At 68.3% G+C, this 23959-nt stretch carries 18 protein-coding genes, 14 tRNA genes and 2 pseudogenes; 26 read left to right on the top strand and 8 right to left on the bottom strand.

Annotated features, from left to right (window positions below; translation table 11 throughout):
- Window positions 1-243 precede the first annotated feature (243 nt).
- The 6 genes from E7T09_RS14895 to E7T09_RS14870 form a co-directional block, all read right to left on the bottom strand.
- Window positions 244-1725 (bottom strand): alpha/beta fold hydrolase, encoded by a 1482-nt coding sequence (locus E7T09_RS14895; protein WP_240741810.1) that lies wholly within the window; start codon window positions 1723-1725, stop codon window positions 244-246.
- Between the two features lie 103 nt (window positions 1726-1828).
- Window positions 1829-2593 (bottom strand): hypothetical protein, encoded by a 765-nt coding sequence (locus E7T09_RS14890; protein ID WP_136389980.1) that lies wholly within the window; start codon window positions 2591-2593, stop codon window positions 1829-1831.
- Window positions 2594-2664: 71 nt separating this feature from the next.
- Entirely contained in the window at window positions 2665-3759 is a 1095-nt protein-coding gene (locus E7T09_RS14885; RefSeq protein ID WP_136389979.1) for a hypothetical protein, read from the bottom strand.
- 12 nt (window positions 3760-3771) lie between these two features.
- Entirely contained in the window at window positions 3772-5586 is a 1815-nt protein-coding gene (locus E7T09_RS14880) for an HSP90 family protein (protein WP_168734862.1), read from the bottom strand.
- Window positions 5587-5660: 74 nt separating this feature from the next.
- Window positions 5661-6164: a mismatch-specific DNA-glycosylase gene (locus E7T09_RS14875; protein WP_168734861.1), complete on the bottom strand. Its 504-nt coding sequence runs from the start codon at window positions 6162-6164 to the stop codon at window positions 5661-5663.
- Between the two features lie 64 nt (window positions 6165-6228).
- Entirely contained in the window at window positions 6229-6828 is a 600-nt protein-coding gene (locus E7T09_RS14870; protein ID WP_136389976.1) for a sulfite oxidase-like oxidoreductase, read from the bottom strand.
- 237 nt (window positions 6829-7065) lie between these two features.
- On the opposite strand from E7T09_RS14870, the gene E7T09_RS14865 reads away from it, so the two are divergent.
- The 20 genes and pseudogenes from E7T09_RS14865 (at window position 7066) to rsr (ending at window position 14426) form a co-directional block, all read left to right on the top strand.
- Entirely contained in the window at window positions 7066-7995 is a 930-nt protein-coding gene (locus tag E7T09_RS14865) for a DUF4032 domain-containing protein (RefSeq protein ID WP_136389975.1), read from the top strand.
- Window positions 7996-8167: 172 nt separating this feature from the next.
- Window positions 8168-8500 (top strand): Asp23/Gls24 family envelope stress response protein, encoded by a 333-nt coding sequence (locus tag E7T09_RS14860; protein ID WP_136389974.1) that lies wholly within the window; start codon window positions 8168-8170, stop codon window positions 8498-8500.
- Between the two features lie 37 nt (window positions 8501-8537).
- Entirely contained in the window at window positions 8538-10097 is a 1560-nt protein-coding gene (locus E7T09_RS14855) for a DAK2 domain-containing protein (protein ID WP_136390137.1), read from the top strand.
- A gap of 224 nt (window positions 10098-10321) precedes the next feature.
- Window positions 10322-10396: transfer RNA gene (locus E7T09_RS14850), tRNA-Glu, on the top strand.
- Window positions 10397-10415: 19 nt separating this feature from the next.
- Window positions 10416-10490, top strand: a tRNA-Asp gene (locus tag E7T09_RS14845).
- 268 nt (window positions 10491-10758) lie between these two features.
- A tRNA-Gly gene (locus E7T09_RS14840) sits at window positions 10759-10833 on the top strand.
- A 119-nt stretch (window positions 10834-10952) separates the two neighbouring features.
- A tRNA-Leu gene (locus tag E7T09_RS14835) sits at window positions 10953-11030 on the top strand.
- 262 nt (window positions 11031-11292) lie between these two features.
- Window positions 11293-11378: transfer RNA gene (locus tag E7T09_RS14830), tRNA-Tyr, on the top strand.
- Between the two features lie 3 nt (window positions 11379-11381).
- Window positions 11382-11521, top strand: a tRNA-OTHER gene (locus E7T09_RS21960).
- Window positions 11522-11539: 18 nt separating this feature from the next.
- Window positions 11540-11661, top strand: a pseudogene (locus tag E7T09_RS21955).
- Between the two features lie 13 nt (window positions 11662-11674).
- Window positions 11675-11797 (top strand) — tRNA-OTHER (locus E7T09_RS21950).
- Window positions 11798-11805: 8 nt separating this feature from the next.
- Window positions 11806-11924, top strand: a pseudogene (locus tag E7T09_RS21945).
- Window positions 11925-11927: 3 nt separating this feature from the next.
- A tRNA-Arg gene (locus E7T09_RS14825) sits at window positions 11928-12003 on the top strand.
- Between the two features lie 4 nt (window positions 12004-12007).
- A tRNA-Asn gene (locus E7T09_RS14820) sits at window positions 12008-12082 on the top strand.
- Between the two features lie 4 nt (window positions 12083-12086).
- A tRNA-Pro gene (locus tag E7T09_RS14815) sits at window positions 12087-12161 on the top strand.
- A gap of 3 nt (window positions 12162-12164) precedes the next feature.
- Window positions 12165-12240: transfer RNA gene (locus E7T09_RS14810), tRNA-Ala, on the top strand.
- A gap of 57 nt (window positions 12241-12297) precedes the next feature.
- Window positions 12298-12372 (top strand) — tRNA-His (locus tag E7T09_RS14805).
- Window positions 12373-12453: 81 nt separating this feature from the next.
- Window positions 12454-12528, top strand: a tRNA-Ile gene (locus E7T09_RS14800).
- Between the two features lie 96 nt (window positions 12529-12624).
- Window positions 12625-12699, top strand: a tRNA-Met gene (locus E7T09_RS14790).
- A gap of 80 nt (window positions 12700-12779) precedes the next feature.
- Window positions 12780-14426: an RNA-binding protein Rsr gene (gene rsr / locus E7T09_RS14785; protein ID WP_136389973.1), complete on the top strand. Its 1647-nt coding sequence runs from the start codon at window positions 12780-12782 to the stop codon at window positions 14424-14426.
- 57 nt (window positions 14427-14483) lie between these two features.
- On the opposite strand, the gene E7T09_RS14780 is transcribed toward rsr, so the two are convergent.
- Window positions 14484-15467 carry an acetamidase/formamidase family protein gene (locus tag E7T09_RS14780; protein ID WP_136389972.1) on the bottom strand — a complete coding sequence of 328 codons (984 nt, stop codon included), beginning with the start codon at window positions 15465-15467 and terminating at the stop codon, window positions 14484-14486.
- 62 nt (window positions 15468-15529) lie between these two features.
- Complete coding sequence (locus E7T09_RS14775) at window positions 15530-17281, bottom strand: bifunctional UDP-sugar hydrolase/5'-nucleotidase (RefSeq protein ID WP_136389971.1); 1752 nt, start codon at window positions 17279-17281, stop codon at window positions 15530-15532.
- 126 nt (window positions 17282-17407) lie between these two features.
- On the opposite strand from E7T09_RS14775, the gene murF reads away from it, so the two are divergent.
- From murF to E7T09_RS14745, 6 genes are all read left to right on the top strand, one after another.
- Entirely contained in the window at window positions 17408-18703 is a 1296-nt protein-coding gene (murF, locus tag E7T09_RS14770) for a UDP-N-acetylmuramoyl-tripeptide--D-alanyl-D-alanine ligase (protein ID WP_136389970.1), read from the top strand.
- A 151-nt stretch (window positions 18704-18854) separates the two neighbouring features.
- On the top strand, window positions 18855-19589 hold the full coding sequence (locus E7T09_RS14765; protein ID WP_136389969.1) for a hypothetical protein: 735 nt from the start codon (window positions 18855-18857) through the stop codon (window positions 19587-19589).
- Window positions 19590-20089: 500 nt separating this feature from the next.
- The gene (gene pilM, locus E7T09_RS14760) at window positions 20090-21268 is read left to right on the top strand and encodes a type IV pilus assembly protein PilM (RefSeq protein ID WP_136389968.1); all 1179 of its coding nucleotides are present in this window, start codon (window positions 20090-20092) and stop codon (window positions 21266-21268) included.
- Window positions 21261-22004 carry a fimbrial assembly protein gene (locus E7T09_RS14755; protein ID WP_136389967.1) on the top strand — a complete coding sequence of 248 codons (744 nt, stop codon included), beginning with the start codon at window positions 21261-21263 and terminating at the stop codon, window positions 22002-22004. Before pilM ends, E7T09_RS14755 begins: the two co-directional genes overlap by 8 nt.
- The gene (locus E7T09_RS14750) at window positions 21994-22635 is read left to right on the top strand and encodes a type 4a pilus biogenesis protein PilO (protein ID WP_136389966.1); all 642 of its coding nucleotides are present in this window, start codon (window positions 21994-21996) and stop codon (window positions 22633-22635) included. Before E7T09_RS14755 ends, E7T09_RS14750 begins: the two co-directional genes overlap by 11 nt.
- Window positions 22632-23957, top strand: a complete 1326-nt coding sequence (locus E7T09_RS14745; RefSeq protein ID WP_136389965.1) for a hypothetical protein — start codon at window positions 22632-22634, stop codon at window positions 23955-23957. The genes E7T09_RS14750 and E7T09_RS14745 overlap by 4 nt, the downstream gene beginning before the upstream one ends.
- The last annotated feature ends 2 nt before the right edge of the window (window positions 23958-23959 follow it).

Below are 23959 nucleotides of genomic sequence, written 5' to 3'. Positions count from 1 at the left end.
AGGCCCCACAGCCTGACCATCGATGACACAGCGGGATCGGGCGGCGATGACGTGGCTATTGTCTCGGGGATGCCCGTCTCCGTTCAGGGGAGGGGCCGCGTGCTGGGGTTGACCTCGACACGGTGCATGCAAACCGCCGTCCGACCTGCGCGGGTGGCAAGCACCTCCCGAGGCACGCACCTGGGCTCAGTCAGAGAGCGATCGTGAGGCTGAGCAAGATTTACCCACGAGGTGGCCTGAACATTAGCGGCGCAGCGGACGCATCCAGTCGAGGATCCAGCGGGCCACCTGATCGCTGCGCGCGGCGACGATGTCGAGATGGGTGGCGTCGGGCAGCGTCCGGGTGGTGAGGGTCGCGTGGGTACCCGCCGCGTATTCCCGGTACATGTCCTCACGCGTCACGCCGTTCTGCGCGGCGATCCCCAGGATGGGCGCGCTCAGCTGCGCGGTGTACCACACGCGCATGTCTGACTCGAAGGGCGTGCCGCGCGTGCCGGATCTGGCGGCGGCCACATCCAACGTAAGCCGGTTCGGGAAATACCACTCGCTGTAATCCGCCAAGGGCGTCCAATACCGGCGCACGAAGTCCAATCCGTCGGTCGGGGCGGCCGGGTCGTCCTGCCAGCCGACGGGGCGCGCCGCGTCCTGAGGGCCGACCAGCCAGTGGCTGTTGCGGCCGCCCAGGGCCAGGGCGGCGAAACTGGGCGCCTCGATGGCGTTCGTGGGCGCTCCCGTGTGCAGGGTCAGGAAGGGCAGCAGGGCGTACCGGTCTTCGAGTTGCAGCAGGCCCGCCGCGAGGTTGGTGGCCGGAAAGCGCGTCAGCCCGCCCGTCGGGGCCGGATCGTCCGGGTGCAGGGCGGCAAGCCGGGCCTGCGCGTCGGCCTGGGCGGCGAGTTTCGGCCCGAAGATCAGGGAGTCCACGTACGGCTGCGTGTCCAGCTGAAGCAGACCGGGTAGTGGTCCCAGGGCATTCAGACCACCCTGCCGGTACTGGTCGGCATTCATGGGGCGGTCGGCAAGGACGCCGGGGAGGCCGTCCAGCATGACCAGGCCGCGCAGGTCCGTGCTGCCCACGTACCCGCCGAAGTCGTAGGCGGCGTACAGGCCGGTCAGGCTGCCTCCCAGGGAATGGCCGCCGAGAAAGACGTTCGGCGTCAGGGTGCGGGCTTCCTGCACGGCCACCCGCCAGTCCCGCAGGGTGACGTCCAGGCCCCAGTCGCGCATGAAGGGGACGCTGGCCGGTGACCGGACGGGCAGGCCCTCCTGCACGATCCGGATCAGGTCGGACGGCGTGGCGTGCGCCAGGAGTTCCTGAGGTTCGAGGAGGTTGCTGCGCCGGTCGACCGCCCAGACGGCCACCTGCGGATCGAGCGTCACGATCGTCCGGGCCAGCCGGTCGAAACTGCCCGCGCCGCCCAGGAAGCCCGGCATCAGCAGCAGCACCGCGCCAGGATGGGCGGCGCCGTAGCGCACGGTGATGCTCGCGTTGTATTCGGCCGGCGTGCCGGGAACCACCGCACCGGCCCGCTGCACGCGTACGGCGGGCACACGGGCCAGTGCCGCGTCGCCCGGCACGGCACTGGCCTGCGCCGGGCTGGACTTGGCAGGACTCATCGGCAGGGTGTCGGCCACAGCCGCGCCGGACGGTGGGGTCTGCGCGACGGCGGTCAGAGGCAAGAGGAGGACGGCGGTCAGGAGGGCCAGGGAACGCCGGGCAGCGGGCATACCCCATGGTGAGGTTCCGGCCGCGCCCCGTGCTCCGCCGGTGGCCACGGTTCCCTGACGCAACCTGCACGGCCGCTTCATGCGCCGGGGGAGGGCCAGGGATTCACGACTGGTCGCGATCGCCGTACTTGTCGTCCAGGTAGCGGCCGTGCGCGCGCAGGTCACGTTCCTGCTGCATGGCGCGTTCCCGTGCGATGACCTGCATGCGCTGCTCGATCAGCGTGAGCTGCCGCGTGAATTCCCGGTCGGCGGTCGGGCTGGGCGGGGCCGCTCGGTAGGCGCGCAGCAGCTCCGGCAGATCCTCCAGGGCAGCCTGCCGGGCGTCGAAGGTGTCGCGGCCCAGGGTGGTGTCGGCCGCGCAGGCGCGCAGGGCGGCGGCGGCGCTGCCCAGCGTGCGGCGGTAGGCGACGCGCCGCGGCGCGGGCAGGGCGCGGGCGGCGCGGTGCAGGCGGGCCAGCGCGTCCAGATCGGCGGACGCGACCACGGCCGTGCCGGGAAGGTGTGCCGGGTCGCGCATGAGGGCCGAGACACGCCGCGCCAGCCACACGGCTCCAGCCACGCCCAGCAGCAGTACGAAGACCAGTCCCCAGACGGCGGCGTAACTGCCGGAGGCCGCGCCCACGCCGAGGAACACGGTGCTCAGGGCCAGCAGAGATGCGCCCACCAGCCCCACGAGCGTCAGCACCCCCAGACCGGCCGCCCGCCGGGCCGACGTCAGACTCCGGCGCACGGCGAGCGCTGGAGGCAGAGTCTCCAGGCCCCAGCCATCCGGCCGCAGCGGCTCGCGGACGGCGGGACGGATCAGGTAACGCGCGACCCGGGTGCCGGTGCGGGCCACGGTGAGGAGGGTCGTGACGCGGGGAGCCATGCTTCAGGGTACGCGGCCCGGGCACCCGGCGTTCCGTTCCAAGCCACCATCCGGCCCGTCCGGACGGCCGCTCACACGCCGGGACGCGGCAGGTCGCCCAGGGCCAGGGTGCGGGTCAGGCGGCCCACGTGGTGCTCCATTCCGTTGCGTTCGTCGAAACGCCGGGCCAGTGCGGTGGCCTGCGCCGCGTGGTACGCGTGGCGTTCCTGCACGTCGTAGGTGCCGTCCGGGCGGTGACCGGGCACCTCCTGTGGAAGGGCGATGGTCACCTGCTCCCGGTTGGCGCGGCCCAGTTGCTGAAAGAGCAGGGCGGCGGCCAGGTGGTAATCCAGCCGGTCGTCGAGTTCGCTGGTGCGCTCGGCCCACCCGAGGTGCCGCGCGTACCACGCCAGCGCCGCGTCCGGGTCGGTCACGCTCAGGTATTCCAGGTGTCGGGCCTGCGGCGTCAGGTGATCCGGGTCGCCTGCGACCAGCTCGCGGCCCTGCTCGTGGTGGCGCTGCGCGTCGTCCCAGCGGCCCAGGCGCAGCAGGGCGGGCAACACCATGCCGTGCGTGGAGTGCGGAATGTGCGCGCAGGTCAGGCGCCGCGCGATCATGCGTTCCACCTGCGCGACGCAGCCCTCGTCGTCGCCCAGGAATTCGTGGTAGTCGGCGATGGTCTGCGCCTCACACGCCGGGCAGTCGCTCAGCGCGTCCCGCCGTGCGAACTGCCACAGGTTGAAGGCCACGCGGGCGTCCTGGGCGTCGCCCCGGTGCATGTCGAGGTTCAGCCGGAAGTACGGCACGGTGCCCGCTCCATAGCCCATTGCCTGCACCCGCCGGGCGTAATCGGCGTGCAGCTCGCGGAGACGCTCCAGGGGAATCTGCGGGAAGTGGTGCCCGGCGATCAAGACCCACTTGTGGTACCACGCGAGGCTGCGGTGTTCCCCCGGCCCGAAGTCGTCCGGGTGGGCGTCCAGATACGTGCGGCACCATGCGAAGGCGACCAGCATCTTCTCGCTCTGGCCCGCGTAATCGGCGCTGTAGATGATTTCCTTGCGGGCCTCATACCCGGCGCGTCCGTCCTGTGCGAGGTCGGCGGCGCGCACAGCCTCCTCGACCATGGCCAGACGTTCCGGGCCATGCGGCAGCTCCTGCGCGCGTTCCAGCAGTTCGTGAATGTCCATGCGGCGCTCCCGTCAGTTCAGGTGGATGGTCGAGGGCGTGGCGGCGTCCGGGCCGTCCAGCGCCGCGCCGATCAGGTCGAGCAGGCCGCCGTTCAGCAGGCCCAGTTCCCGCGCGGTCAGGGGGTGGTGGCCCAGCAGCAGCGCCTGCACGTACAACATCCCTAACACGCGGCGCAACAGCGGGCCGTCGGGCAGTTGCGCCGCCCGCACCAGCAGGGGGTGGTTCAGGTTGAAGTGCACCTCGGTGGCGTACCCGTCCGGCGCGTCGGCCTGGAGGTCGTCCAGCAGGCCCGCCCACAGTCCACCGCCGGCTCCGCTGGCGACGGTCTCGCGGGTGCGGTGCAGGTCACGGCCCGCCCGCGGGAAGGCCAGGGCACACAGCGCGGCCGGCTCGAAGCGGCTCAGGCGGGCGTCGGCGTCGAGGGCGGCCAGCGTATCGCGCGCGGCCGTCAGGAGCTCGGCCGTCGCCGAGCGCTCTGCGGGCGTCAGGGGCGTGAGCTCCTGCACCAGGTCGCTGGCGTCCAGGCGGCTCACCTGCACTTCCGGGTGCAGCGCGCCGTAGCGCTCGAGCAGCGTGGCGTCGTAGGTGTAGACGGCGTGGATGACCGGTGGGCCGCCCGGTGCGGCCAACTGCGCCGCCTGCCGGTACAGGTTCAGGTCGGCCACGTAGCGCACCTCGGCCCCGCCCGCGTGCGCCAGGACTTCCGGCAGGGTCAACCGCCCGGCGCTGGACTCGAAGGGCAGCCAGCGCAGGAACAGTTCCAGGAAGGCATCATCCTCGGCGGCCAGCGCCTTGATGCTCAGGTAGTGCAGCGCAATCAGGTGCCGCAGCGTGTCGGGCGTACGCTCGGCGAGGTCGATCAGCCAGCGTCGCAGCGTCTGCGCGATCTCGCGGCGCGCGGCGTGCAGCACGGCGTCGTCGCGCAGGGCGTCCCGCGCCGCGTTCGGGCGCAGGCCCCCGGCGTCCAGCACGGCCTTCACGAAGAACGCCCACTTCGGCACGAGCTGGGCCTCCTCCTCGGAGAGCAGCATGTGCCGCACATACACGCGGTGCTGCCCGCGTGCCTCCAGGGTGGGTGTCCACGGCAGCACGAAGGCCACGCCGCGCACGTCGCCTGCCTCGGTGTGGATGTCCACGAACGCCAGGGGTGGCGTGCCGAGCAGCGCCTCGCCGTACGCCAGCACGGCGGCGCGGCGGGCGTCCTCGCCGGCGCTGTGATCCAGCCACGGAGCGCCGCGCGCATTCACGGTCGTCCGCTGCCCCGGTTCCTGCACCACGATCGGGTAGGGCAGCAGCGCGCCGTAGTCGCCCGCCCACGCGGCCACCCGATCCGCCAACAGGTACTGGGCGCGGTCGGCGCGGGCGCGCAGGATCACGCGCGTGCCGATGGGCGTGTCGTCCGGGCCATCCGCCAGCGCGTACGATCCATCTGCGTGGCCCACCCAGAGCAGGGGCGGCGTCCCACTGGCCGAGCGGGACACCACCTCGATCCGCTCGCTGACCAGGAAGCACGCGAGCAGGCCGATCCCGAACTGCCCGATGAACTCCACGCTGCCCCGTTTGGAACTGCGTCCGATGGTGGCCAGGAACGTGTGGATGTCCTCCGGCGTGAGGCCCACGCCGTTGTCCGTGAAGGTCAACGTGTCGTCCTGCACGGCGAACTCGAGCGTGGGCGCGAAGGCTTCACCGTCCAGTGCCAGGCGGGCGCGGATGGCGTCCACACCGTTCTGCATGAGTTCCCGAATGTACACCTCCGGGCCGGCGTACAGGTGCTCGCTGAGCAGGTCGATCAGGCCGCGCAGATCCACGGCGAAGGCGTGCGTCATGCGCGCCATTCTTCCAGATGCCTGCCTTTCCCCCACTGGCGGGGGGGCCGCGGGTGGGGGGTGGGCCGGGTGACCTATCCGCCGGCGCGCAGGGCGGCCACCCGCGCGGCGAGCGCGTGCCACGGCTCCAGCTGGAAGTGCGTGTGTCCCAGCGGGCTGGTGCTGGGCAGCACCCACACCTCCGCGCCCTCCAGGAGCTGAACCTGAGGGCCGTACAGCAGGCGACCGGTCGGCACGCCCAACACCTCGGACGCCCCGCGTTTGCTGGTGAAGGCCACGAGTGCGGGGCGGTACCGGGCGATCTTCGCCCGCAGTTCCGACGGTTCCCACGCACCCGGCGGCAGATCGGCGTCCACGCCGCTGTGCCGCTTGGCCACATCGGTCAGGCCGATCCCGAAGGTGGGCAGGAGCGGGTACTCGTGCGGCGAGAGTTGGCGTGGGGTCAAACCGACTTCGTGCAGCACGCGCCAGAACTTGTTGGTGGGATTGGCGTAGTACGCCCGCGCCGCCGCACTAATCCGGCTGGGCGCGGTTCCGACCAGCAGCAGCGTCAGGCCGGGTTCCAGCACATCCGGCACGAGGTAGTCCCCACCGCCGGTCAGGTCTGCCGCTCCGGGCTCGGAGTCCCCTGCCCGCTGCGCCTTATTTGTCGTCGTCGTAGCGCTGTTCCTTGAAGGGATCGCCGCGCATGTGGTAGCCGTTCACTTCCCAGAAGCCGGGCTTATCGGCGGCCATGAACTCCAGACCGGTCAACCACTTGGCACTCTTCCAGAAGTACAGGTGCGGCACGACCAGCCGAAGCGGGCCTCCGTGCTCGGCGTCCAGCGGTTCGCCATTGAATGTATGTGCCAGCAGGTTCTCGGGCCGGGTGAAATCGTCCAGGCTCAGGTTCGTGGTGTACCCACCGACCGAGTGCTGCATGACGTGTGTGGCCCCCGGCTCGAGCTGCAGGTGTTCCATCAGGTCGGTGACGCGCACGCCGGTCCAGGTGGTGTCGAACTTACTCCAGTGCGTCACGCAGTGGATGTCGTAGGTCAGGGTGGTCTGCGGCAACGCGAGGAGGTCGGCCCACGTGAAGGTCTGCTCGCGCGCCAGACCACTGATGCGGATGACCACGTCTTCGGGCCGGTAATGCTGCGTGGGGCCGTAGGTCAGGACAGGAAAGCGGGTCGTGAGCGTCTGACCGGGCGGCACGCGTCCCCCCATGTTGTCTGCCGGTTTTTTGAAGAAGTTGCCAAGCATGCCCCAATTGGACGATGACAAATGACCCGGTGTGAGGTGAGGAGGTAGCGGTTTTATTCATACTCGGTCACTTGTCTGTGCTTGACACGAAACTGACCCGAACCGTCAGAATTAAGCAAGGGGCTTGGTGTAAGATCAACACCAAGACCGGGGTGATCACCTTTCCCCAGTCCGCACATGCCCCGGCACCACCCGCGCCCCCGGCCCCGGCCGTATCCGGCGCAAGGAGTACGCCGCATGTCCTCACTTCACCACCGCACCGCCGCCCGGCACGAGGTCGAACGCGCCCGCTTCATGAGCGATATCCGCGACATGGTCGCCGTGCTGCGCCGCCAACCGAACGAGCTGCTGCCCTTCGACTGGGTCAAGCACCTGGCCCCCGAAGGCGAGCACCAGCTCGGCATCCAGACCATTCCCGTGGATCACATCATCGGCAGCGTCGACCGCTACCGTGAATTCGACCGCCACTACCTGCCCAAGGAACCCCACCTCGACGAACGCTGGATCGGCGTGCGCAGCGCCCAGCTGGACGGCAAGGAACTCCCGCCCATCCAGGTGTACAAGGTCGGCGACCTGTACTTCGTCAAGGACGGCAACCACCGCGTGTCGGTCGCCCGCCGCCAGGGCCAGAAGTTCATCGACGCCTACGTGATCGAACTGAACGTGACCGTGCCGCCCGACGAGGGCGACACCCTCAAGGACCTGATCATCAAAGGCGAGTACGCCCAGTTCCTGAAGGCCACCGACCTCGACCGCATCCTCCCGGAGCACCGCGAGATCCTGTTCACCACTCCCGGCCGCTACGAGAAACTGCTGGAGCACATCCGAACCCGCGAGTACTACCTGAACCAGAAACGCGCGGCAGAAGGCAAGGAACCCGTGACCTGGGAAGAGGCGGTCGAGAGCTGGTACACCCGCCTCTACCTGCGGATCGTGGAGAACCTCGACCTGCACCACGTCATGTTCCGCTTCCCCGGCCGCACCGAGGCCGACCTGTACCTGTGGATCATGGACCACCGCTACTTCCTGACGCAGAAGTACGGCCATGACGTCGGATCCGAGGAAGCCACCCGCGATTTCGGCGAGCACTTCGCCCCCCCGCTGTACAAACGCATCGGCCAGCGCATGCAGCTGATGCTCACGGGAAAACTCGATCCGGCGATGTGATCAGGACGCGCACACCGCCGGAGAAACCCAAAACCCACTGAACCGAATCGCGACCGGGATCCCCCCGCGCGGTTCGGTTTTCTTGTGCCGTCACAACCGCGTGTCGTCAGAACTGTGCAGATCCGTGCAGGGCCAGAACCCGATGGTGGCCTCCCGTATACTCGCCCTTACTGTGAGCGGCTCCATACACATAACCGAGGCGGCCCTCGCCTCGCTGATCGGGCTGACGGCCCACGAGATTCCCGGCGTGGTGGGCATGGCCCCCGCGAACCTGCGCGAGGGCATCAGCCGCGTGCTGGGCCGCGCGAATGCCAGCGAGGGCGTGGTGATCGGCAAGGACAGCGGAAAGTACACGGCGGATCTGTTCATCGTGGCGGCGTATGGCGTGAGCATTCCGACGGTGGCGCAGAACATCGTGGATCGCGTGATGCACACCGTGAAGACCCAGGCGGGTATCGACCTGGCCGCGACCCGCGTGCACGCCGTGGGGGTCCAACGTGTCTGAGCGCCACACCACCCTGCAGCCGGCAGATCTGGCCCGCATGCTGCGCTACGCGACGGACTGGCTGGGCGTGTACCGCGAGCAGGTGAACGCCCTGAACGTGTACCCCGTGCCGGACGGCGACACGGGCACGAACATGCACCTGACCATGCAGTCCGTGCGCCGCGAGCTGGACACCTGCGAGCAGACCAGCATGCCCAGCGTGGCCCGCGCGATCAGTTACGGCGCGCTGCTGGGCGCGCGGGGGAACAGTGGCGTGATCCTGTCGCAACTCCTCAAGGGTTTTGCGGAGGCGATCCGGGACGCAGCCACTGTGGACGCGGCGCTGCTGGGACGGGCCCTCCAGGCCGCTCAGAAAGCCGGCTACGGCGCGGTGATGAAGCCGGTCGAGGGCACCATCCTGACCGTCGCGCGGGGCGTGGCCGAGGGCGCGCAGGGAAGCGACATCGAGGAGGTGCTGGAGAACGCGCTGTTCAAGGGGCAGGAACTCCTCGACCAGACGCCCGAGATGCTCCCGGCGCTGAAGCAGGCGGGCGTGATCGACTCCGGCGGCCAGGGCTACCTGTACTTGGTCGAGGGCATGCTGGCCGAGCTGCGCGGTGAGGCGCTGCCGCCCGCGCCGGAGATCACGAGCTACGCGCAGCAGCAGTTCGAGAACGAGGAGTTCGGCTTCTGCACCGAATTCCTGATGTCGGAAGCGACCGAGCCCATCGAAAAGATCCGCGAGCTGGTCACGCCCTTCGGGGACAGCCTGCTGGTGGTGGGCGCGGAAGGGTACGTGAAGGGCCACATCCACACCAACGAACCAGATCAACTGCTGGCCACCGTCGGGCGCTACGGCAAGATGCTCAAGACCAAGGTCGAGGACATGTCCGAGCAGCACACGGAAATCCTGGGCATGACCGGCGCCGCCGCGAAGGCCGAGGAGGAGGTTCCGCCGTCGGGACTGGTGGCCGTGGCGAACGGGTACGGACTGGTGAAACTGTTCCGCAGCCTGGGCGCCCGCATCGTGTCCGGCGGGCAGACGGCAAATCCAAGCGTGCAGGACATCGTGGACGCCGTGCGCTCCGTGAGCGCCCAGAAGGTCATCATCCTGCCGAACAACAAGAACGTCCTGATGGCCGCCGAGAAGGCCATGGAACTCATGGACGGCCGCGCCGTCGTGATTCCCACGCGCACGCTCGGGCAGGGCATCGGAGCGGCGCTGGCCTTCCAGGCGGACATGGACGCCGACGATCTGAAGGACGCCATGACCGAGGGGGCCGGGAACGTCACGACCTTCGAGGTCACGCGCGCCAGCCGCACCACCAACATCACGACCAAAGAGGGTCAGACGCTGGACATCAAGGAGGGCGATGTGATCGGGCTGAAGGACGACGAACTCGTCCAGGCGGGAGGTGCGCCCGAGGACAGCGTGCTGGAGATGCTGAACAGGGCCTACGCCGGACAGGAGGTCGTGACCGTGTTCGGCGGCCCGCAGAAAACGCCGGACGACCTGGACGCGCTGTCGGCGAAGATCAGCGCCGCGTTCCCCATGGTCGAGGTCGAGGCCCACGCTGGCGGGCCGGATCTGTACGACTACCTCGTGACACTGGAATAAGCGGCGCACGTGCAGCGGGCCGGGGCTGATGTGCTCCGGCCCTCGCCGTATGGCGTACATCACGCCTACGCCACCCGGCGAATGTGCCCCGCTCACCCTTCCCCGTACACTTCATGGCAGGGGAGGGCGAACCCCGCTCCCACCGGCCGGGCCGAACGCCCAGGGTTACCCTGTCACGGTCAACCACCCTGAGCGGCACACTTGCCCGACCACAGCTTCATGACGCTCCCATCGTCCAATGGTCAGGACATCAGGCTTTCACCCAGAAAACGCCGGTTCAACTCCGGCTGGGAGTACCACCCCTCCGTCATGGAGGATGATTCCATCGTTCAGCGGTCAGGACGCCCCGTTGTCTGCGGGACTACGCCGGTTCGAGTCCGGCTGGAATCGCCAGTACAGGGCAACTTCCGGGCCGACCGGCCACGGTTCTTTCACACCTCGTCCCCCATGGGGGCGAACGGGCGGAAGCCTTCAGCGAGGGCTCCGGGTTCGATTCCCGGCATTGAAGTGGCCCGATCCGTGACCAGACCCTTGCCCGGCAGTTCTTCCCACTCAGCCCGGTTGGGCCGAAGAAGGCTCGGTTATCTCCGGCGATGACCCACCCGCGTGGGTCTGGGTTCGACTCCCACTCCGACCTTCATTCCTCGCCCGACCACACCACGCAGATGTCGTCCAGCAGCCAGGATGCCCCGCTGCCAGCGGGTAGACGACAGTGCAAGTCTGTCCATCTGCTCCACCGCCCGCCACACGCAGGTTTCTTCTAGTCAGCAAGATGCCCGGCAACCGCCGGGTGACGGCGGTGCAATTCCGTCCAGCCTGCTCCACCCTGCGACCCATTTCCCAAGGTCTCGCTATGCTCCGGTATCCCAATTCGGCAGAGGAACACGCCTCAGAAGCGTGTCAGTGTCGGTTCAAATCCGACTCGGAGTACCAGCCCCAGCGCGGGCAGACTCTAGTGGGTGTCTCGTTCCCTCCGCACAGCTTGCCCAACCTGGGCCGACGCACGAGCGTTAGTGGTGATCCTGGTTCGAATCCAGACACCCAACCCAAATCCAACACAGGAGGTACGCATATGAAACAGCCTGAACAACTGAACCCTCTCGGATGGGCCGGCCGCATCACGCGACTCCAGCGAGATCATCAGTGCCATCCCGACCAGACCCGATATTCCCTCCTCACCCAGACCCGAAATCCTGGATGGGCGGCGAAGACGGCGAGTCGCGGACGACTGTAGATCGTTTGCCGTAAGGCAAGTGGGTTCAAGTCCCACCCCATCCACCACACGCGGCGGGTAGCTCAATTGGCAGAGCAATTGACTGTCCGAAAGGGCGTTTCCTTTGGCGACACCTTGCCCACCTGTGGGCCGACAGCGAAAGGTTATCCGTTAATCGATGGGTCGCGGGTTCGAATCCCGCCCCGCCGCTTCACTTCCATCCACCGTGGGGACGGTGGTGCAATGGCAGCACAAACGTGACCGCGAGGTTATACCTCAGCGCCACTTGCCCAAGCGTGGGCCGCTGTCTGAGGCTGATGTTCAGTGCGGGTTCGAATCCCGCCCGTCCCCCACTCCCCTTCGCGGGGCTGGTAGCTCAGTTCAATGTGCCTCCGCTTCTCCTCGCCTTTCGGGCCGACCGCAGAGGCTTCTGGTTAGAGCGTCTGCCCGGGCGGAAGGTCGCGGGTTCAATCCCCGCCCAGCTCCACACCACATGGAACGGTAGCTCAGCGGTAGAGCATCGCCTCCACACCACCTTGCCCATCTGGGCCGACCGTGCAGGCTTATCGACTACCTATCGAAGGTCGTGGGTTCGAATCCCACCCGTTCCACCACACGAACCGGTAGCCCAGCTGGAAGGGCGCCCCGCTACGAACGGGGAGGCCGCAGGTTCAAGTCCTGCCCGGTTCGCCATCATTCCGGGATAACTCAGTGGCAGAGTGCCTGCCTGTTAAGCAGGACGTCGCAGGTTCGATCCCTGCTCCCGGAGCCACCATCTGGACGTAGTGCAGCGGCAGCACGCCTGATTCGGATTCAGGAGGTCGCACCTTCACTCCTTGCCGTTCAAACCATCTGGGCCTGGAGCGCCACTGGCAGCGCGTCCCTCCTGCACAGGGAAGAGTGGAAGATCGAGTCTCCCCTTGTCCACCACACAGACCGCGATCTGGAGGCCGGGTCACCGGCTCGGGGAAGAACATCTGAAGTACGGAGAGTGTGGTGTAACGGCTGCACGCCGCCCTGTGAAGGCGGAGGTCATGGGTTCGATTCCCGCCGCTCTCCCCACCCTGTTCCTATCCCTCGATTGGCAGTTCGGCTGCCTGATAGGCAGAGGGTTGTGGGCCTGGAGCCCATCCGGTTCATCACGGAGGTGTAGCTCAGTGGCAGAGCACTCGTCTGATACGCGAGCGGCCGAAGGTTCGACTCCTTCCACCTCCACCAGGGCCACAACTGGCCCGTCACGTTTCGGTAGCTCAGCGGGTAGAGCACTCGCCTCTTCAGCGAGGGGTCGTGGGTCGAGGCCCACCCGATTCACCAGGCCTGGTCGCTCAGCGGCAGAGCACCTGTTTCATACGCAGGGAGGCGCAGGTTCGAGTCCTGCCCAGGTCACCACCCGGCACGCCCGTGCCCCGTCGCCGCTGGCGAATCCAGCGCTCCACCCACTCGCCCGGTTGAACAGGAGGGCCGCATCCATGAAGAACTACCTGAACGCCATCAATCCCCTGAAGCGCACGCAGACCGAGCGGCTCGATTCCCGCCAGGTCGTGAACCACACGGGCGGCTTCGTGTACGCCCTGTCGGACGAGGCGCGCCTGACCCGGTTCCTGATCCTGGGCACGGACGGCGGCACCTTCTACGCGACTGAGCGCGCACACACCGTGCAGGCGACGGAATTCGTGAAGACTTTCGTGCAGCTCGACGCGGGCGCAGCCCTGCGCGTGACGCTGGACGTGATCCGTGCGGGCCGCGCGCCGAAGCCCAACCCGGCGCTGCTGGTGCTGGCCCTGATTGCGAAGACCGCGCCGGAGGTGGCGGTTCGCAAGGCCGCCTGGGACGTGCTGCCTGAGGTAGCGCGCACGGGCACCATGCTGCTGCACTTCTTGGCGTTCGCGGACGCGCTGGGCGGCTGGGGTCGCCTGACGCGCCGGGGCGTGGCGCGCGTGTACGAGGACGTGGGCGTGGAGAAGCTGGCGCTGTGGGCCGTGAAGTACAAGGCCCGCGACGGCTGGAGCCAGGCCGATGCCCTGCGCAAGGCGCACCCGAAGACCACGGACGCGGGCCGCAACGCGGTGCTGAAGTTCATGGTGGATGGCGTGCTGCCGGATGCGGGCGAGATCAGCGAACCGGCCCTGCGCGTGATCGAGGGCCACCTGCTGGCCCAGCGCGTGACCACGGACAAGGAGGCCGCGATCCTGATGCGCGGCTACGGCCTGCCCATCGAGGCGATTCCCACCCACCTGCGCGGCGCTGAGGTGTACCGCGCAGCCATGCAGACGAATGGGCTGACGTGGCTGCTGCGGAACCTGGGCAACCTGGGCCGCGTGGGCGTGCTGACCGCGAACGACCGCGACATCGTGCGTGAGGTCGTGAACCGCGTGACCGACCCGGACGCGCTGAAGCGTGGGCGCATCCACCCGCTGGACGCGCTGAAGGCACATCTGGTGTACGCGCAGGGTCGCGGCGTGAAGGGCAAGGGCGAGTGGGTGCCTGTTCCGCAGGTCGTGGACGCCCTTCAGGATGCGTTTTACCTGGCCTTCGGGGCGGTGCAGCCCGCCGGGAAGCGCGTCCTGCTGGGTCTGGACGTCTCGGGCAGCATGGGCATGGGCACCGTGGGCGGCGTACCGGGCCTGAGCCCGTTGAAGGCGACGGCGGCCATGGCGCTGGTCACGGCCCGCACGGAACCGGCGTACTCGGCCCTGGCGTTCAGCGCGGCGGGCGGCGGCTACGGTGGGCGCTGGGGCGGCGGCACGCCCGGCCTGACCCCGCTGACCCTCAGCGCCCGCCAGCGGCTGGACGACGTGATGACAGCCATGTCGAAGATCCCGATGGGTGGCACCGACTGCGCCCTGCCGATGCTCTGGGCAGCGAAGAATAAGGTGCCGGTGGATACCTTCGTGGTGTACACCGACAACGAGACCTGGGCGGGGAACGTCCATCCGACGGTCGCGCTCGACCAGTACCGTCAGACGATGGGGATCGGCGCGCGCCTGATCGTGGTCGGCATGACCGCGACCGAGTTCACCATCGCCGACAAGGATCGGGCCGACATGCTGGATGTCGTGGGCTTCGACACGGCTGCGCCGGGCATCATGACGGCCTTCGCGCGGGGTGAGCTGTAGAGAAGCGTGGAGGGCAGAGAGCGGAGGGCGACAGCCCCGACTCTCTGCCCTCGGCGTTCAATGCCCTGTGAAGATGTCCAGCGGCAGGAACGCGCTGACGGTGTAGTTGGGGGCGTCCACGATCTGGCTGATCTTCAGATCCACGCAGGCGCTCGCCAGGACGTAGGCCTGCTCCAGCGTGAGGCCGCGCGGTTCCAGCCGGCGAAGCAGGGCACGCAGGGCGATCCGGGCGGCGGTCATCAGCTCCGGGTCGTGGCCAGTGGTGACGTGCCATTGCCGGCTGCTGCCGCCGTGGGTTGGGGTGGTGAATTCGGGCGTGGTGATGCCGGCGCGCTTCTCGACATGAACGCGCAGGGTGAGGTGCCCGTCCATCTCGATGCCGGTGCCCGACAGTTCGCCGTCTCCCTGGGCTGCGTGCAGGTCCCCCGCCGACAGCAGCGCGCCCGGCACCTCCACCGGCAGCCACAGCACCGAGCCCGCCACGAGTTGCCGGATATCCATGTTCCCACCGACCTGCCTGGGCGGGGACGTGGGGTGCGGGCCGGTCGCGCCGGGGGCCACGCCGATCACGCCAGGAAACGGCGCGAGGGGCAGGCGAATGCCGGGCAGAAACTCCGTGTGCGTCCGGGCACGCAGATCCCAGAAGTGCGTGTACGGCTGGAGGCCCTCCGCGCCCAGCACGGCGTCGAGCAGGCCGATCCCATCGGGGCGGCAGCCGGTCCAGCCCCAGTCGGCTGCCCGCACGTCCAGGATCTCGATGCGCAGGGCGTCGCCTGGCTGCGCGCCCTCGACCGAGATCGGCCCAGTCAGGGGATGGCCGCGCGGGCCGTTCCGTAGCGGACGCAGGTCGCGGGAGATCACGTCGACCAGCCCAGCAGGCGGAGTCAGGTCGCCGGTCGCCACGCGCCGGGCCACGCCGCCGTCCGAGGCGTCCAACGTGTCGAGCGTGACCGTGTCGCCCGGTTCGATCGTCAGCGCTGGAGGCAGGGCGTTGTCCCAGACGGTGTGGATGTGATCGGTGCCCAGGTGGTGGTCGGTCATGCCGCTCAGGGTACGGGAAACGCCCCGGACACCAGTCGTCCGGGGCGTACTGTGGGCCGGGTTTACTTCGCGGTGATGCGGCCCTTGACGGTGTTGGTCAGGGTGCTGCCCTTGGCCTTCAGGTAATTCGACAGGATGTCCGTATCGGCCAGATTGGCGAGCTGTACGACGTTCGTGGCCTGCTTGAAGATGGTGAAGTTGTCGCCGCCGGACGCCAGGAAGTTGTTCGTGGCAATGCGGTAGGTGGCGGTTGCACTGATCGGCGCGTTGTTCAGCTTGATGTCCGCGATGTTGATGCGCTGGCCGTCCGGGTTGGCCAGGGTGTACGAGTACGTGAAGCCCTCGGACACCTGCAGCAGTTTGATGGCGGTGGCGTTCGGGCCGCTCCACTGCTGTTCGAGCAGATCCTTGAGCTGCTGCCCGGTCAGGCTGAGCACCGTGGTGGTGTTACCGAAGGGATGGACGGCGAACACGTCGCCGAAGTTCACGGCGTTGCCCGGCTTGATGCGGGTGGTGTCGGGCAGGTCGGCGCGGATGCCGCCGGGGTTCATCAGGCCGATCTGGGCGCCCTGGGCCTGGGTGCCGAAGAGCAGCGCGTCTGCGTCCACGTCGCCCAGGGCGCTCTCGGTGTTGCGCGCGTTGCTGATGCCGCGCTGGATCTGCGGAGCCCCGAGGTTGGCGATCGTGACGTTCGAGATGGCGTCTGTCTTGGAATTCGCGGTCGTCAGGAGCTGGGTCATGTTGAAGTCCAGGGTTCCGGCGGCCTGACGGGCGGTGTAGTCCACGACCAGGTTCGCGGCCGAGACGCTCATGACGGCGTGGTTGGCGACATCCACCTTCAATTCCAGGTGCTGGAGCAGGTGGCCGTAGAAATCGCCCTCGATCACAATGCGGTTCTTGCCGTTGGGATCGGGCAGCAGGCAGTTGTAACCCTTGTGGGTGTGGCCGCTGATGATGGCGCTGACGGCCGGGCTGACGCGCTTGGCGATGTCGATGATGGGGCTCTGGGTGGCGTCAAGGTCGCTCGTGGTGCAGCCGACGGTGCTGTAGTTGGCGGTGGTGGTGCTGTTCAGCTCGCCGCCCTCGTGGATCAGCATGATGATCGCGTCCACTTTCTTGGCCTGGATCTCGGGGATCACGGCGTTCACGGCCTCGGCTTCATCGGTGAAGTCCAGCATGGCCACGCCCTCGGGCGAGACGATGCCGGGCGTGGTCTTGGTCACGGCGCCCACGAAGGCGATCCTCGCGCCGCCGATTTCCTGGATGAGGTACGGGGCGAAGGGTGTGCCGGTCTTGCCGGACGCGGCGTTGTACTTGACGTTCGCGCCGATCCACTTGAAGGTTGCGCCGCTGTAGTTCGGGTCGAACTTGCAGGCCTTGGTGGTGTCGTTGCTGGCACAGCCGCCGTTCTGCATGCGGAACAGTTCGTCCAGGCCCTGGTCGAATTCGTGGTTGCCCAGCGCGCTGACCTTCATGCCCATCTGGTTCATGGCGTACACGGCCGGTTCGTCGCGCAGCAGGCCGGAGTTGATGGGCGACGCGCCGATCAGGTCGCCGCCGCCCACGAAGATGGTGTTCGGGTTTTTCTTGCGCGCGTCGTTCAGCTCGGCGGCGATGGCCTCGATGCCGCCGGCCTTGATGGCGGTCGTCTCGCCCGCCTTCGTGAACGAGGTCGGCGCCAGGTTGCCGTGGAAGTCGTTCAGGCCGAGTACAGTCACGCTCACCGGTTTCGGCGTCACGGTGGTGGGCGTGGTGGAGCAGGCGTTCAGACCCAGGGCGGCCGTCAGGAGCAGCAGAGGCGCGTTTCTTTTCATGGCACGAGCATCGTACCGCGAGATTCGTCATGGTTTCATGTTTCCGTTAACCGGCGCCACGCGCCGCACCGCCGGATCTGTGGCGCTGAAAGTATTCCGCCAGCCCCGCTCTGCTAGCCTTGCCGGATGCTGGATCCCCGCGCCGTTCCGTTCGCTGCCACCGTTCATCCACAGGCCCGGCCAGCCAAGCGGCTGACGTGGGATTCACGGGAGGTGAATGCCGACACCGCCTTCGTGGCCCTGCCCGGAGAGCGCATGCACGGCAACGGGTTCGTGCCGCAGGCGCTGGAGGCGGGGGCACCCTTCGTGCTCACCGATCTGGACGTGCCGCGGGCCGTACGGGTGCCGGACGCGCAGGCCGCGCTCTTCGCCTGGGCCCGCTCCGAGCGGGCGCACAGTCCGCTGGTCGTGGGCATCACGGGCAGCGCGGGCAAGACGACCGCCAAGGCGTACGTCTCGGCGGCCCTGGACGCGTACTCCATGCCGGTGTTCAACACCATGCCCGCCATCGCGTGCTTCCTGGTGCAGTACGGGCGCAGCCAGCAGCCCCTGGTGGTCGAGATGGGCATCGACCGTCTGGGCGAGATGGCCGAGCTGGTGGATCTCGTCCGGCCCGATGTGGGGGTCGTGACGACCGTGGCCCCCGCGCATCTGGAACAACTGGGCAGCGTGGAGGCCATCGCGCGCGAAAAGGGCGTGATCCTGCAGGGGCGGCGGGCACTGGTGGGCGCGCAGGCATCGCCGTTCTATCCGGGCGTGGACACCTACGGGTTCGGCGAGGGCCTCACGTTCCAGGGCGAGCACCTGACCGTGACGCCCCATGCGGCCCGCTTCTCGTTCCGGGGCATTCAAGTGCTATTGCCGCTCGCCTCCCGCGTGCAGGCCGAGGCCGCCGTGCTGGGCATGCGGCTCGCGCAGGAGCACGGACTGGCGCTGGTCGATGCCGCCGTGCGCCTGACGACAGTGCGCGTGCCCGGCGGGCGCTACCGGGTGCATCCGGGCCGGTTCACGGTCATCGACGATGCCTACAACGCCTCGCCGGTCGCCGTCAGCGCGGCGCTCGAAGCCCTGCAGGGGTTCAACGGACGGCGGATCAGCGTGCTGGGCCGCATGCTGGAACTGGGCGACACGGAACGCGAATTGCACGCGCAGGTGGGCCGGGAAGCGCGGGAGCGTGCCGACCTGACCTTCGGCGTGGGCGGCTTTGCGGCCGAACTGGGCGACCGGGCCCACGCGACCGTGCCTGAACTTCTGGCCGACCTGCTCCCCGAGGTGCGCGATGGCGACGTCGTTCTGGTCAAGGCCAGCCGTGGCATCTCGTGGACGCCCGAGAAACGCGCGCAGGAAGGCGTGGGACTGGACGTGGTCGTCGCGGCGCTCCTGCAGCAGCGCGACGGCGTGCCAGGCAAAGCCGCCGGCTGAGGGCGGGGTCACGACCGTGTGGCCGTAGTACCTCCTTAGCTTCGTGCATGTAGTGGAGTTCTTAAAAGTGAAGGGCAGGGCCGAGATCCGGGGCTATGACGTCGGATAGACGCTCATGCCCCTCAGGGGCGGGCCAGCCAGACTGGGCGGTATGCGTTTCCTCCTGCTGGTGGCCCTGGGTGCTGGAGTGCTGGTGGCCTGCGCGCCCACGATGGGGCCGACGGCCTCCGCGGGCAGCACGTTCCGGGCGGCGTTCAGCGATCAGGGCGTGGCGTTCGTGACGGCGGGCCGGGCATGCGTGGCGCGGGCCCCGTCGTACCAGACCGTGTGTCCGCGCCTGCCTGCAGCTGTGGACGTCGCGTGGAACGGCGGGGACGCCTGGGCGGCCGTGCCCTCGCTGGGGGTGGTGGTCACGCTGGATCGCGCCGCCCGAAGCGTGAATGTAGGCCGCGTGGTGGCCCTGAGCGCCACCCGGGCGTACCGCGAGGATGGCAGCGCCGTGAGTTATGGGGGTACGCCCGTGGGTGGCGTGACTGGCGCGCCTACGCTGGCCCTGACGGGAGGGAACGGAGCGGACTACGTGCTGCTGGCCGGGTCGCTGGTGACCGTTCCGGGCGGCGCGAAGCTGGAGGGGGCCAGCGGAACGTTCCTGGTGTCCACCCTCACTGGAGCGCGGGCGTCCATGGTACCGGCCACCGAGTCGGTTGGCGGAACGTACCAGTTGTCCGGGGGCCGGTTGGAACGGCTGGATCTCACCGGTCACGTGGTGGCGTCGGTGCCCCATCCGGAGGGGCGGATCGGGGTGGTCGGCACGGAGGTCGTGACTGTGACCGCCGACGGCATGGTGCGCGTCTATTCCGAGACCCTGGCAGACCGCCTTCATTGACCCGTTCCGGCCTTTGACTCTCTTCTGATCCGTACCGGAGGGCACCCGTGTGGAGTCTGGCAGTATCTTGGCGGGCCGATTTGAGCTGGCCGGTGTCGAACCTCCGGGCAGGCAGAGTGAGGTCGACCCGTGGTCACGGACGCTTCCGAAATGGACGCGGTTCAAGGTGGGAGGCCGACCAGCGATGCCTGTTCCTTCACGTGCTCCAGATGAAGCGTTGTGTAAGGATGGGCATGCCGGACTTCATCGAAGGCTTCACCACTGCGGTTCATCGTCTTCATCCAGCGGCGGGGGTTCCGGTTTCCAGGGCCCATGGACGGACTGGAGATGTGATGGAAACGGCGTCGCCAACGTGTCAGAGTTCGGTAAGCACCGGAATGATTGGATGAACGCGTCATGACCCCTGTCATCCTTCCCTTGCCGATATGCTGCCATTCCCCCTCTGGGACGTGACCCGCCAGATGAGTGAATGTTAAAATCCGCCCAACTCTGGAGGGAGAATGTCAAGTTTCCTGAACCGACTACTTAATCCGCGGCCCCCGGCGCTTGGTGTCGAAATCGGCACGAGCGCCATCAAGGTGGTGGCCCTGCGGCCAGGCTCCCCCCCGTCCCTGCTGCATGCCGTCATGGTGCCCACCCCGATCGGCAGCATGCGGGATGGACTGGTGGTCGAGCCCCAGGCAGTCGCGACGGAGCTCAAAAACCTCCTGGCCGAGCACCGCATCACCACCAAGTACGCCGTGACCGCCGTGCCCAACCAGTCGGCGGTCACGCGCAACATCATGGTGCCCAAGATGGATCGTAAGGAACTCCAGGACGCCATCAAGTGGGAGGCCGAGCGGTACATTCCCTATCCCATCGACGACGTCAGCCTGGACTTCGACCTGCTGGACGACCCGGCCACGATTCCCGACGACGCGCAGATGGAGGTGGTGATCGCCGCCGCCCCCACCGAGGCCATCGCGCGTCAGGTCGAGGTGCTGCGTCTTGCGGGCCTGGAGCCGACCATCGTGGATCTCAAGTCCTTCGCGGCGCTACGCGCCCTGCGTGGGAATTTGCTGGGCGAGCATCTCACCAAGAGCACCCTGACCGGCAGCAACTACACAGAGGCGGGCGAGGTCGCGCTGGTCATGGAGATTGGCGCGAGCAGCAGCGTGATCAATCTGGTTCGGGGCGACCGTGTACTCCTCACCCGCAACATCAATGTGGCGGCCGACGATTTCACCACGGCCCTCCAGAAGTCCTTCGACCTGGACTTCAGCGCCGCCGAGGACGTGAAGCTCGGGTACGCCACCGCGACCACGCCCACCGAGGATGAGGAAGACCTGCTGAACTTCGACCTGGCGCGCGAGCAGTACTCGCCGGCGCGCGTGTTCGAGGTGGTGCGGCCGGTGCTGGGCGACCTGATCACCGAAATCCGCCGCAGCCTGGAGTTCTACCGCGTGCAGAGCGGCGACGTGGTCATCGACCGGACCTTCCTGGCGGGCGGCGGCGCGAAACTGCGCGGGCTGGCCGCGGCGATCAGTGACGCGCTGGGCTTCCGCGTGGAGGTCGCCAGCCCCTGGCTGACCGTTCAGACCGATCAGGCGAACGTGGATACCGGGTACCTCCAGACGAACGCGCCGGAATTTACGGTGCCGCTGGGACTGGCCCTGCGGGGGGTGACCGGCCGTGGTTGAGATCAACCTCCTGCCACAGCAATACCGCACCCAGTCCGAACCGAGCGCGTGGCGCTTCGCCATGTACGCCCTGGCCCCCCTGACCGTGGCGGCCATCCTGATTCCCGAGGTCGTCACGGCGACGCGGGTGTCGGAACTGAACCGGCAGATCGACGCGCTGAACGGCGAGATCACCGCCCTGACACCGGCCAAAGCGGAATATGACCGGCTCAGTGCCGAGAAACGCGACCTCGATCAGGTCACGGCCATCGCCACGCAGCTCAAGGCGACCAAGAGCTACTGGATCAACGACCTCGCAGCCTTCAGCTCCCAGCTGCCCAGCGCGCCCGGCGTGGCCGTGAAGAGCATGACCATGCGCCCCATGGAGGCCGCAGCCCTGAGCACCCTGCAGCAGAGCGGGATCTACCTGGGCAAGAACGTGGTGCGCGAGATCGACGTGACGGGCGTGGCCAGCAGCCAGCAGGCCGTGGTGAACTTCCTGAAGACCTTCGAGACGAACCCGAACTTCGGCGTGAACTTCAAGACCATGCAGAGCGACCAGACGTCCGGGCAGTACAACTTCACGGCCACCGTCGGCGTGGTCGGCGCGGCAGCGAGCGCCACGCCCGCCGCCGCGCCGACGGCGCCCGGTCAGGCTCCGCAGGCACCGGCCGCCGCGCCCTCGGGCAGCGCACCGACGTCCACCGGGCCGACAGGCCGGGTGCCGGGTGCCCAGGGGGGGCAGAATGTTAACTAAACTCTCGCCCCGCAACCTGTTCCTGGTAGCGCTCGCCGCGTGCGTGCTGCTGATCGGGCTGTGGTACCTGTTGCGCTTCCAGCCGCGTCAGGCCCAGATCACGGAACTCGGCGGGCAGCTCGACACCCTCAATACCCAGGTCGCCACGCTCCGGACGTCCGCCGCGCGTCTCCCGGCCCTGCGGACGGAAGTCGAGACCATGCGGGCGGATCGCCAGACCTTCCTGGCAGCCCTGCCCAGCGCGGCAAACTTCGGGCCGGTTCTCGACGAACTGCGCCTGACGACCGCCGCTACCGGCGCGACCATGAACAACTTCTCCGTCCAGACGGGCAACGTTGCGAACCTGCCTGGCGGCGTGCGCCCGCTGAACCTCACGGTCGGCATCACCGGGAAGTTCTCACAGGTCTTCCAGACGCTGCGCTCGATTGAAACCATGAGCCGCTTCACCACCATCAGCAACGTCTCGTTGCAGCTTCCGACCGCGACGTCCTTCGATCCGAACCTGGAAGGGTCGCTGGGCATGACCGTCTATACCTTCGATCCGACGCAGGCGGCGGCGCAGGCCGGGGCCACGCCGAACGCGCCCGCCGCGCCCAGCGCTCCGCCCGCCGCACCAGGAGGCACCCAGTGACGCGCGCGCCCGTGAAACTCTCCCGCGAGATGAAGCTGCTGCTGCTGCTGCTGCTGATGGTCGGTCTGATCGGCCTGTGGTACGTGCTGACCAACAAGCCCTCCACCGGTGACCTCGCCCAGCAGCCGACGCCCCCAGTGACCACCGGTTCGGGCACGGGCAGCGGCACCACGACCACCCCGGCCACGGGGACGGCGACCACGCCCGGCACGGGCAGCGGCAACCCGGACACCGTGCCGGTCACGCCGCCCACCTCCGGAAGTGGTTCGGGGAGCACCGGTACGTCGCTGACGGTTCAGCCCGACAGTCAGGTGCAGGTGGAGACCATTCCGCCCTTCCCCACCGACGGCCCCACGACGGCCACCCCCACCGCGCCCACACCAACCACGCCCACCGGCATCAATCCAGACGGCGTCATCGCGGCCACGCCCGGCAGCAATCCCTTCAAGCCGCTCAGCCTGGACGCCACCGCCGCCGGAAACGGCACCGGCAACACGCCCGCCAGCACCAGCCCCGCCGTCACGGCGCCCGCCACCCGGCCCGCGGCCAGTGGCCAGGTCACGGCGACCATTCCCGCGCAGCCGGTCACGCCCGCCGTGGATTCGCTGGGCAATACCGGTGGCGCGCTGGGCCTGAGCCCGATCCCCGGAGCAGACGGTACCGTCGGCGTGTCATCCGGCACGGTCAGCGGTGGCGCCCTCCCCGTGCCGGTCATCCCTGGTGGAGACGGCAGCACCGGAGTTGCCGCCACGCCGGTCATCGTGCCGGTCACACCCGCCGGAACGGTGCCCAGCACGGGCAGCCTTCCCAGCGGCACGCCGGGAACAGCCACCACCCCTACCGGCACCGTCGTCCTGGCTCCTCCCGTTCCGGTCAAGGCACCGGTCGTGGGCGTGAACGTGCCCAGCGGGGTGACCCGCCTGCCGAACGTCGTCGCGGCCGCTCCCACCCAGGGCACCACGACCGGAACGACGGGAGCAGCGGCCACCGCCACGGCACCGGCCTCCACGTCCCTGCCCATGCCGGGCACGCCCCAGCTCATCCGCGACCTTCAGACGAGCGCGGTGAGCACGGCCAGCGGCGCGGTCACCCCCACGGTGAGCACCCTGGAACAGTACGTGCAGGATCAGAACCTCGTGTTCAACGCCGTGGTGCTCGGCCCCATCAACACCGCGATCTTCCGCAGCAACGCGGGGTATGTGGTCGTCGCCAGTGGCCAGCCCCTGCCGGACTCGAAGGTCGTCGTGGGCGACATCACGGCCACCAGCGCCACCCTGAATCTCGGTACCGACTCCAAAACTCTTGAACTGGACAAAAGGTGAGC

This window comes from Deinococcus sp. KSM4-11, assembly GCF_004801415.1.
Lineage (GTDB): Bacteria > Deinococcota > Deinococci > Deinococcales > Deinococcaceae > Deinococcus.
Note: the sequence above shows the minus strand (reverse complement) of the source record. Positions and strands in the feature narration are given on the sequence as shown.